The following is a 10,793-nucleotide window of genomic DNA, read 5'->3' on the forward strand; positions in this document are numbered from 1 at the left end:
GCAACGGACGCAGGGCGTCCGGGGCAATAAAGGCTGTCGAAGATCGAGTGTAAAAGGGAGACTTGGATGTCCCGTTTTACATCACGAGATCAAAGACACTCTTGTGCTTCGCGCATCGGCTTCAAAGGCACTGAAGATCTTGGCAACGGACTGAGCGTTATCTGGAAAGCAGAAACCGGTTACGACTTCGCTGACGGTGGCGCATGGGATGACGGCGGTCGTAACGCCTATATCGGTTTGACAGGCGACTGGGGTACTTTCCTCTATGGTCGTCACGACACGCCCTACAAGATGGCTTACTATGCCACAGGTATAGACGTCATGGGTGATACCGCAATGGACATGAACGGCTTGGGAGCTTTTAATGAAGTTCGTGCCAGCAATGCAATTGCCTATGTTTCACCTAACTTCAACGGCCTGACTTTTGCCGGTGCTATCGTTCCTGGTGAAGGCGGACCTGCAGGTGACAGTCTGGCTGATATCTGGGCTGTAAGTGTTATGTATTCAAACAACGGCCTGAAACTGGCTGCCGCCTATGAAGACCTTAAGTGTGAAGCAGATGGAAGCTGTAGTGGCTCATATGGGGATGACGGCAACGACAAGTGGCTGGTTGGCGCAGGCTACACCATGAACAACCTCTATGTCGGCGTTGCTTACCAGAGCTGGAACTATGGCGATGACCGTAATGACGACGAAAGAGTCGATTCTTGGGGTGTAACCGGTTCATACAGCTTTGGCAACAACAAGCTGGTTGCTTCCTACGCTGATGTTTCTCAAGGCGACCTTGGACAGCAGGGATGGGGCCTTGGACTGAGTCATTCACTGAGCAAGCGCTCTTCAGTCTATGTAGCTTATGCCGATCTCGAGCATCAGGGCAGCTATAATGGCTACTCTTGGGATGCTGGCGCATTCAGTGGCCTTAACGGCGCACCAAATGCATCCTATGACTCCAGAATCACCGGCGACTCTGTTGGTGAAGATGGCGCCATGTTCTCCATCGGTATGATCCACAACTTCTAAATTTTTTAGAAAATGCACGATCAATAAACGGGACCTTCGGGTCCCGTTTTTCGTTATAAGTTATTCTTGAATGCAATCCCGATATGAGTATCGTGGAGGAAGTCTATGTGGGTGTTAAAGAGCGATCAGCCAGGAGCATCTGTGTTTTCGATACCTGAAGCAGCCTGTCTCTGTCTATCAAGATAATCTTCATAGATTCGCCTTGCCAGTTTTTCGCTTGCCCTTGAAAAATATTCGGCGCTCATCGACGCTTGCGGGGCATCGAATATCAGGTGGATGCCTGAGAATGAAAATGGTGAAAAACTTGCCAGGAGGTAACCTGAATAGCTCCTGATAAGTTCTCCCTCGTGAATGTAGTAATCCCGCATCTTTCTCATTAAGTAGAGGAATTCTAATCACTACCCGCGATGAGCTTGATGCTCTTGTACAGAGAGTTTTTAACCGGTGACATTAGTCAGCCAGGTTCAGTAACTAGATATCCACAGGTACGGGATCAATATTCCAGATGCTGTCGCAATAATCCTGGATCGAGCGGTCTGATGAGAACTTTCCGCAACGGGCAACGTTCAGAATCGACATCCTTGTCCAGTGTGACTGATCAAGGTAGGCGGCCGAAACAGATTCCTGGCACGCTACATAGGAGTCGTAGTCTGCCAACAGCATGTATGGGTCGTATGATTTCAGGTTGTCGACCAATGGTTTGAAGAGTTCGGTGTCGCCATGCGAGAAATAGCCGCTGCATATGAGTTCAAGTGCTTCGGATAGCTCTTCATTTTCCTGCAGGTATTTACCCGGTTGATAACCCTCGTTACGGATCGCTTCCACCTGGTCGATCGTATTACCGAATAGAAAAAAGTTCTCGTGCCCGACTTCGTCGCGAATCTCGATATTTGCTCCATCGAGGGTGCCGATGGTCAATGCGCCATTCATGGTGAACTTCATGTTGCTGGTGCCCGAGGCTTCCATGCCGGCAAGTGAAATCTGCTCGGAGATGTCGGCGGCCGGGTATATGTTCTGGGCGCGCTTGACGTTGAAGTTCGGGCAGAAGACGACTCTCAACAGGTCACGGGAAACCGGATCGCGATTGACAACTTCCGCGATCGAGGTGATGAGTTTAATGAGAAGTTTTGCCATCTTGTAACCAGGTGCAGCCTTGCCGCCAAAAATAAAGGTGCGCGGCACCATTTTGTAATGTAGATCATTTTTAATGCGATTATAGAGTGTGATGATATGCAGTGCGTTGAGGTGTTGGCGCTTGTATTCGTGGATACGTTTTACCTGGATGTCATAGATGGAGGCCGGGTCGAGAGTGATCCCTGTGCACTCGTTAACATAGACAGAAAGTTGCTCCTTTGCTCTCTTCTTTACTGCTTGCCACTGATCCTGAAAATCCGGGTCTTCACAATATTTTTCCAGGCAATGCAGTTGGTCCATGTGACAAACCCAGTCATCATCTCCCAGTCTGCTCGTGATCAGGTCGGACAGGGAAGGGTTGCTCTGGACCAGGAAGCGGCGCGGTGTCACCCCGTTTGTCACGTTGACAAATTTTTCCGGTGAGAGATCGTAGAAGTCCTTGAGCGTTGTTTTCTTGATTAGTTCGCTGTGCAGTTCTGAGACCCCGTTGATACGACTGCTGCCGATACAGGCGATGTGTGCCATCCTGACATATCGATTTCCAGACTCGTCAATGATAGATAGGCGTGCAATCTTTTCACTGTCACCATGGAATTTCAGGCGTACATCGTCAAGATGCATTCGATTCACTTCGTAGATAAGTTCCATGTGTCTTGGCAGGAGAGACTGAAACAGTTCTACAGGCCATTTCTCAAGCGCTTCGGGTAACAGCGTGTGATTCGTGTAGCAGAAAGTGTGCCTGGTGACATGCCAGGCGTCATCCCACTTCAGGTGATGTACATCAAGAAGCAGGCGTAAAAGTTCGATGACCGCGATCGCAGGGTGTGTGTCATTTAGCTGGATAACGAATTTATTGTGGAAATGCTCAAGATCATCGTCAGAAGTATCAAGATAGATCCTGATCATGTCCTGCAGTGAGCAGGAGGAAAAAAAGAACTGCTGGCGCAGGCGTAACTCTTTTCCTGCCGCTGGTTCATCATTCGGATAGAGCACCTTGGTCAGGGTTTCCGAGTGTATTTTGCACTCAACCGCAGCGTAGTAGTCGCCCTTGTTGAAGGCCTGGACATTGAATGACTCCACAGCCTCGGAGCGCCACAGGCGCAACAGGTTTGCGTTGCCAACGCGGTAACCGGGAATCGGCGTATCGTAAGCGACACCGGAAATAACCTCATGAGGAACCCAGCGGGTTCTCTGGTGTCCATCGTCCCGGTACTGTTCAGTGTGACCGCCGAAGAGCACAGGCATTGTCAGCTTTGGCCGCCGTATTTCCCACGGGTTGCCCGGGTGCAGCCACTTGTCGGTTGATTCGACCTGCCAGCCGTCAACGATGCTCTGGTTGAAGATCCCGTGTTCGTATCGAATGCCGTAGCCGATAGCTGGCAACTGCAGTGTCACAAGTGAATCCATGTAACAGGCAGCCAGCCTGCCCAATCCACCGTTGCCGAGGCCAGGCTCTTCCTCCTGAACAACCAGGGAGTCGAAATCAATACCCAGCTCTCCTGTCATTGTTCTTACGTTTTCCAGGATGCCCAGGTTAATCATGTTGTTAACCAGGTGAGGGCCGGGAAGAAATTCAGCAGAAAAATAGCAAACACTACGTGCTTTATCATGCTTGAAAGTCTTGGATGACTGGTTGAACCTGTGAAGTAGACGATCACGCACTGTATAGGCAAGTGCCATGTACAGATCATTTGGTGTTGCAACGTCCAGGTTGCGCCCTCGTATATAAAACAGGTTATCTAGAAAAGCGCGCTTCAATGCGCCGATGCTATGACCGGTACGAGTGTGTTCTAGTTCCACTGCCGTTTCATTCACTTGATAAATCCTCACAACCTGCAGAAGAAATAAGACTCTTATATTAGTATGCAAGTAAAATGCTACAGCTTTATGAATCCTCTGTCATTGTGTGAATTGTCGTGCAGAAATTATATACATCGGCAAGTGAGCGGTGGAAAAACCATGCCGATAAATACGAGACTTGCAGCGAATTTATTGAGCCATGGGTTATAGAGTCCGGTTATTCAACGGAGATTTAGTCATGCCGGTTTTCCTGTTGTTTCAGTGATACGCTTGTTCAAGTGTTTTTTCAGGAATTCGATTGCAGCTACCAGGTTTTCAGCAGCCTGTTGACTCAATGCTTCACCAAGTGAAAAGTCGTAACCGCGAATCGACAGAACGTAGGTGTCCGCTGGTGCTTCTGCATACAGATTGATACAGGTTTTCAACAGGGTGCCTGGGCTTACTGCATGAGTGGTAAAACTGCTGTTATCTTCAGGCTCGACTCTCCTGAAATCAATAGCAGAGTTGATGCCGACACTGGCATCGATAAAGATAACAAGGTCCCGTTCGCGCAGATCCATGATGAGTTCAGCCTGCAGCTGGTGTTCCTGGAGTAAGTCGACAGGCAGGCCCTGCTGTTTTATCCATGGTCGGATTCTGTCGAGCAGCAGGGGGCCAAGGGCGTCATCACCCCTGGCGAGGTTGCCATATCCGATCAGCAGGATGGGTGGGATGCTGTTCTCTTGTTGTGACACGATGTGCTATTTTTCCCGCCTGTCGATGAGCTTGCCGTTGCTGTCGAGAAGTGAGACTTCGAGCGGCATCTTGCCCATTGCGTGGGTGGCGCAGGAGAGGCAGGGATCGTATGCGCGAATTGCAACTTCGACCTGGTTAAGCAGGGGCTCGGTCAGTTCTCGTCCATCGAGATAGTTGATTGCCACCTGTCGAATCGATTCGTTCATCGCCTGGTTGTTATTTGTCGTTGGCACCATCAGCTTGGCTTTTTCAACCAGGCCCTCCTGGTTAATCCTGTAGTGGTGCAGCAGTGTGCCTCGCGGCGCTTCTATTACGCCTATGCCTTCCTGCTGCATCTCGCCTTTAACGACGAGATCGGAGCCGAGGATGTCATTGTCATGCAACAGCTCGTTGAGAACTTCCACGCAGTGCAGTAGTTCGATCAGTCGTGCCCAGTGATACGCCAGGGTGGCACGTGCTGGCTGGCCTTCTCCCAGCTTGATGAATTCCTGTCTCTGTGCTTCTGCCAGGGGTGTTGAAATCAGGTCGCAATTGTTGATGCGTGCCAGCGGACCGACCCGGTACCAGCCATCATCTTTACCAAGAGAAGAGATGAAGGGGAACTTCATGTAACTCCATGACTTGACCTCCTCCTGCAAATAGTCGCTGTAGGTTTGGTAATCAACATGGTCGAAGATTGTCTTGCCGACAGAATCACGAGCCCGAAGCCCGCCGTCATAGAGTTCCAGTGCGCCATTGGAGCGGGTCAGGCTGACGCTGTTTGTTTCAAGTGCAGCAAATGACTGGTGGTAATCAAACGCCTGGTTGTAAAGTCTTTTGATCAGTTCGACAGCTGATTGTGCGGAAGCTAATACCTGTGGCATCTCTTCGAGAAAATAGTCTCTCTCCCCGATAGTGAGGGACTTGTTCATACCGCCCGGTACGGCGCATGCACCATGGATTCTTTTTCCCATGGTGAGACGGATGACCTCCTGTCCGAACTTGCGCAGCAGGATGCCCTGTTTTGCTATTTCCGGTTCATCCTCGATGACACCGACAATGTTGCGGTGCTTAATCGAATCGTCATGGCCGAACAACAGGTCCGGAGAGGAGAGGTAGAAAAAGTGCAGTGCGTGGGATTGCATCACCTGTCCGTAATGCGCCAGTCGCCTGATCTTGTCGGCGGTAGGAGTGACTTGTGATACGCCGGCAAGCATGTCGATTGCTTTCGACGCTGCCAGGTGATGGCTGACGGGACAGATTCCGCACAGGTGCTGTACAACAACCGGCAGTTCCCAGTAGGGGCGCCCCTGGATGAATTTCTCAAAGCCGCGAAATTCAGTGATATGCAGGCGCGCCTGCTTTACGTGGTTATCATCATCCAGCAGCAGCGTGACCTTGCCGTGCCCCTCTATTCGAGTGACAGGTTCAACCACGACACGGCGGAGCTTGTCGGGATAGTCAGCTGTTTCAAGATCAGATGCCATGCTATCTACCAACTAGTCGTAACGAATTTGCGCATAGGGGATGTCCACGGGTTTGCCCTCTAGTATCCGCGTTAAAAAATCATATATCACTTCGGCAGACGGTGGGCAGCCCGGAATGTAATAGTCAATTTTTACGACCTCATGCAGTGGCTGTACCTTATCCAGCAGGGAAGGTAGCTCCGGGTCATCCGGCACGCCCGGGTTCACAACTCCGGCGCCGTTTACAAAAGATTCATCAAGACATGCATTGAGGTCAAACTGGTTGCGCATTGCCGGAACGCCGCCGTTGAGGGCACAAGCACCGAGTGATACCAGGATTTTGCAGTTATCACGAAACATCTGCAGTACCTCAATGTTTTCCGTGTTGGCTGCGCCGCCTTCGATGATGCCGATATCGCATTTGCCGACTGTTTTAATGTCGGTCAGCGGACTGCGGTCGAATTCCACCAGTTGCACAAGGTCCATAATACGCGTATCGATATCGAGCAGTGACATGTGGCAGCCAAAGCAGCCTGCAAGTGATGTGGTTGCGACTTTCAGTTTTTCAGTCATCACTCTTTCCACTCTTCTTGACTGGCTCCCGAGCAGCAGCGCCGTCAATTGCAGTGATATCATAGCGGCGCTGCCCGATCGGTACCTCATAGCCCTTGTGTTTTGGCAGCAGTGCGCCGACTGGGCAGATATCTGCTGCCCTGTCGGATACATCGAAGAGACTGTCTCCCAGTTTTCCACTCTCTGAATTGATCACAAGAGATGCCTCGCTGCCCCGACCGCTGATAGAAAATACTCTCTTGCCATCCATGTCACGACTGGCGCGCACGCAGAGTTCACACAGGATGCAACGATTGAAGTCGATGATCATGTCAGGATGGCTTGCGTCAAGCCGGCCCGGTGGATTGAAGTGTTCGTAACGTGGTGTCAGCAGCCCGACGTAATAGGCAACTGCCTGTAATTTGCACGAACCGCTTTTTTCGCAAGCAGGACAGATGTGCACGCCTTCTGCAAACAGCATGGCAACCAGTTCACGACGTATGCTATTGACAGCTTCTGTATTGCTTTCCACTTCTGATCCATCGACAGCAGGTTGTGTGCATGCCGATACATATCTTCCGTTGCATGATACGAGGCAGACACGGCAACTACCATGAGGCACAAATTCTGGATCATGGCAGAGGTGCGGAATGTATGTATCTGCATTCAAGGCAGCATCCATTATGGTATCTCCCTCTTTGAAGGGGATATTCTTCCCATCAAGGATGAATGACATGTTCATCCTGTTTCACCGCGATGTGTGAAAAGTTCGGGTGCTTGCTGCAACGCCTGCATTATTGGTCTCGATGCCGTGCGTCCAAGACCACATCGACTGGAAGTATTCATTACCTCTGCAATTATCTGTATCTGATCAAGTTCCTGTTGTGTTGCATGGCCCGAATGAACTCTTGTTACGAGATCGCTAATCAGGGATGTGCCTACTCTACAGGGCGTACAAAAGCCGCAGCTTTCATGGGCAAAAAAGTCGCTGAAAGTTTTTACGATGCCCAGTAAATCCCTGCTCTTGTTGAAGATCATGAATGATCCGCCTGCCGGGAGATCCTCGTAGCAAAGCTTCCGTTCGAGGCTGTCTGAAAGAACAAGGTTTCCGGCCGGTCCGGTCACCTGAACGGCCTGGGTTTCGCTGGCACCACATTCATCGAGCACCTTGCTGATCGTCAGTCCGAAGGGGAATTCATAGATGCCCGGATATCTACAATCCCCGCTGATACTGAACAGCTTGGTTCCAATCGACTCAGCCGTTCCTTTGGAAGCAAACCAGTTGCCCCCCTTTGTTGCGACCCATGCTGCCACGAAAAAAGTCGCAACATTGTTCACAACACTTGGCTTCCCCATGTAACCACTGGTAACCGGGTAGGGTGGGCGGTTTCTCGGAATCCCGCGTTTGCCTTCGAGAGACTCGATCAGGGCACTCTCTTCACCGCAGATGTAGGCCCCGGCACCAAGGCGTATCTCGATGTCGAAATCGGCGCCATCCTGATCCAGAATGCCTTCTCCGAGTAAAGCCTTGTCGCGCCGCCTTGCGAGTCTCTCCTCGAGATGCTGTTTCAGATAACGGTATTCTACACGCAGATAGATGATGCCTTTGTTCGCACCGGTTATCAGGCCACACAGGGTGATGCCTTCAATAACGTCATCCGCACAGGTTTCAAGCAGGAACCTATCCTTAAACGAACCGGGCTCGCCTTCATCAGCGTTACAGATGACATAACGTTCATCTGCATCGATATCTCGGCACATTTGCCATTTAGCAGCTGTTTTGAATCCGGCACCACCCCTACCGCGCAGTCCAGACCTGCTTAATTTATCCAGTATTCCGTCTGTGCCTGTCTTGAAGAGGTGAGACAGGGCACTGCCTTCTTGAAAAGGTGCGGCTAGCAGAAGGTCACGACGCCGGATGTTGTTCGAGACCAGGAAAAAGTCTGCAGGCCATTCGTCGACAGGTGTACTGCTCTCGATCAGTTGAGCCATAGCCTTAATGCGTTTGGAATCCAGCTTAGTGAGTGGATAGCCATTGACGAGTGCTGCGGGCGCCTGGTCTGCCATGCCGATACAGGAGACCGTTGACACCGTGACCCTCCCGTCCGCGCGTGGTTCACCCGGAGAAACTCCAAGCCGGTCACACAGTTGTTGGATCAGCACCTTGCTGCCAGACATGCGGTCAATAACGCTGTCGCTGAAATGAATTTGAAAATCGCCCTGCTCAACAAGATGCAGGAAGCTGTAGAACTCTATAATCCCGCGAATTTCGCTGGAGGGGATTGCCAGTTGTTCTGCAAGCCGCAGGATTGCCTGGTCGGGCACAAATGAATATTGCGTCTGAATCTCGACAAGAAGCTGGAGCAGGCGGTCTGCTCTCTTGTTCGCTGACAGCACTAAACTGTCGACGAATGGGATGACGTGCTCTGTATCAAATCTGGGCATATTGGTAGCCGAGTGCATCACTCACTTAATACTAGCAACTTTATATGGCAGTTGCCTCAATCCTTCATGCTACATGAAGCATTTGTTGCAAAGAGTCGTCCGGTATTGAATAGCGCTCATGTAAGGACTAGTGTTATAGGTATATGACAGGTGGCCAGGAAGTATCGGAAACAGCTCATCTGCCACATAAGAATATCAATATGGCAATACAGTAATGGAGAAGAAAATGAAGACTATTCAGTATCTTGTTTTCCTTGTCGCAGTGCTCTGGTCTGCCTCGGCCTGGTCACAGAACCTGGCCGGTGAATACAATATCAAGGTGACTGGTTCCAATGTTCACCTGCATAAAAGCCCGGCTCAATCTTCAGTCAACACAAATACAACGCTCAAGGTTGAGCAGAGTGGAAGCCGCATCACCATGACCTTTGGAGGATTCGGAGGTGTTTCGGCAGCTACGATTTTCAAGGGCGATGTTGGTAACAACCGCTTTTCAGCTGTCTGGTGGTACAAGGGTTACCCGCATGAAACCAAGGTGATGTGGGGTACCGTCAATGGCAACAAGATTAAAGGCCGCATGATCTACCCGCGCGTTTCAGGTCGCCAGGGGTTGGTGCCAGGGTGGGTTGATGTGAGTTTCAGTGGCCAAAAGAAACTGGTGATTAATCCCGGCGCGATCGGTGGCCTCACGCCCGTTGTTCCGGTCACACCTGTCACACCGATTACTCCAATAATTCCTGTCATTCCCGGTCTTGTTCCGCTGCTAGATGAGGATTGTCTCTCATTCAATCCAGACAAGGTGAAGGTTGAGGATGAAGGTGATGGTACCTACCTGCTGACAGACGGACACAGCAGAATGAAGGTCTTTCCCAACAAGAAAGAGGCTCGCCGGGCGAAGAGGGTTATCCGTCATTACAGGCTTAACAAGCACTGTTTTATCGGTAGACCGGATCCATCGCTGGAGTACTGGCTGAAAGGTAAAAAGGCGCCAAATGGTGGCATGAATAACGATGATTGTATCAAGTTCAAACCATCCAACCTGACATTGAAGAAAGAGGGAAGCAGATGGCTGTTGAGGGATGGCTCTCACCGTATGCACATGTTCCCGAACAAGAAGGAGGCTAACAAGGCGCTTGCTGTTATCAAGAAATACGGCTTCAAGCGAACCTGTTATATCGGTCGCCCTGATCCGTCTATGACCTATTTCAGGAAATAGTTGTAAAGTTAACCCCTTGCCACGAAGGCAAGGGGTTCTTTTCATTCAGCACACCAGTTAACATCATTCACTGACGATATATCAACCGGCCTGCTTCTCTTGCCAGATAATGAAAACAATTAATGATCTGATTAACCTGATGGCACGCCTGCGTGATCCCGACAATGGCTGTCCGTGGGACCAGCAGCAAACCTTTGCCACCATTGCGCCCTATACCATCGAAGAGGCCTACGAGGTTGCTGATTCGATTCACCATAACGATATGGATGGTCTGAAGTCGGAGCTTGGCGATCTGCTGTTTCAGGTGGTATTCCATGCACGTATGGCCGAGGAGCAGGGCGCTTTCAGTTTCAATGATGTTGTTAGTGGAATCGTTGACAAGATGGAGCGTCGCCATCCACACGTATTTGGTGATGCGGTGGTCGGTTCCGTCGATGAACAGAGCGAAG

Annotated in this window: 10 protein-coding genes; 3 read left to right on the forward strand and 7 right to left on the reverse strand. The window is 50.6% G+C overall.

What is annotated here, in order from left to right; translation table 11 throughout:
• Positions 1 to 66 precede the first annotated feature (66 nt).
• Entirely contained in the window at positions 67 to 1,020 is a 954-nt protein-coding gene (locus BOW51_RS03400) for a porin (protein WP_078476443.1), read from the forward strand.
• A 125-nt stretch (positions 1,021 to 1,145) separates the two neighbouring features.
• Here the strand turns inward: BOW51_RS03400 and BOW51_RS03405 are convergent, their stop codons facing one another.
• From BOW51_RS03405 to BOW51_RS03435, 7 genes are all read right to left on the reverse strand, one after another.
• A complete protein-coding gene (locus tag BOW51_RS03405) occupies positions 1,146 to 1,397 on the reverse strand; it encodes a hypothetical protein (RefSeq protein ID WP_135568027.1) in 252 nt (83 codons plus the stop codon).
• Positions 1,398 to 1,491: 94 nt separating this feature from the next.
• Positions 1,492 to 3,969 carry a glycogen/starch/alpha-glucan phosphorylase gene (locus BOW51_RS03410; protein ID WP_245828427.1) on the reverse strand — a complete coding sequence of 826 codons (2,478 nt, stop codon included), beginning with the start codon at positions 3,967 to 3,969 and terminating at the stop codon, positions 1,492 to 1,494.
• Between the two features lie 221 nt (positions 3,970 to 4,190).
• Positions 4,191 to 4,688: a hydrogenase maturation protease gene (locus tag BOW51_RS03415; protein ID WP_167367228.1), complete on the reverse strand. Its 498-nt coding sequence runs from the start codon at positions 4,686 to 4,688 to the stop codon at positions 4,191 to 4,193.
• 6 nt (positions 4,689 to 4,694) lie between these two features.
• Positions 4,695 to 6,155 carry a Ni/Fe hydrogenase subunit alpha gene (locus tag BOW51_RS03420; RefSeq protein ID WP_078476447.1) on the reverse strand — a complete coding sequence of 487 codons (1,461 nt, stop codon included), beginning with the start codon at positions 6,153 to 6,155 and terminating at the stop codon, positions 4,695 to 4,697.
• 12 nt (positions 6,156 to 6,167) lie between these two features.
• Positions 6,168 to 6,707: an NADH-quinone oxidoreductase subunit B family protein gene (locus tag BOW51_RS03425; RefSeq protein ID WP_078476448.1), complete on the reverse strand. Its 540-nt coding sequence runs from the start codon at positions 6,705 to 6,707 to the stop codon at positions 6,168 to 6,170.
• Positions 6,700 to 7,428 carry a 2Fe-2S iron-sulfur cluster-binding protein gene (locus BOW51_RS03430; protein ID WP_078476449.1) on the reverse strand — a complete coding sequence of 243 codons (729 nt, stop codon included), beginning with the start codon at positions 7,426 to 7,428 and terminating at the stop codon, positions 6,700 to 6,702. Before BOW51_RS03430 ends, BOW51_RS03425 begins: the two co-directional genes overlap by 8 nt.
• A complete protein-coding gene (locus BOW51_RS03435) occupies positions 7,425 to 9,131 on the reverse strand; it encodes an NAD(P)H-dependent oxidoreductase subunit E (RefSeq protein ID WP_167367229.1) in 1,707 nt (568 codons plus the stop codon). The genes BOW51_RS03430 and BOW51_RS03435 overlap by 4 nt, the downstream gene beginning before the upstream one ends.
• Before the next feature lie 226 nt (positions 9,132 to 9,357).
• Between BOW51_RS03435 and BOW51_RS03440 the strand changes: the two genes are divergently transcribed.
• Positions 9,358 to 10,344: a hypothetical protein gene (locus BOW51_RS03440; protein ID WP_078476451.1), complete on the forward strand. Its 987-nt coding sequence runs from the start codon at positions 9,358 to 9,360 to the stop codon at positions 10,342 to 10,344.
• Between the two features lie 109 nt (positions 10,345 to 10,453).
• Positions 10,454 to 10,793 (forward strand): MazG family protein (locus BOW51_RS03445; RefSeq protein WP_245828430.1); only part of this gene is annotated, 340 nt, incomplete at its 3' end.

This window comes from Solemya elarraichensis gill symbiont (assembly GCF_002021095.1).
Taxonomy (GTDB): Bacteria; Pseudomonadota; Gammaproteobacteria; order Chromatiales; family Chromatiaceae.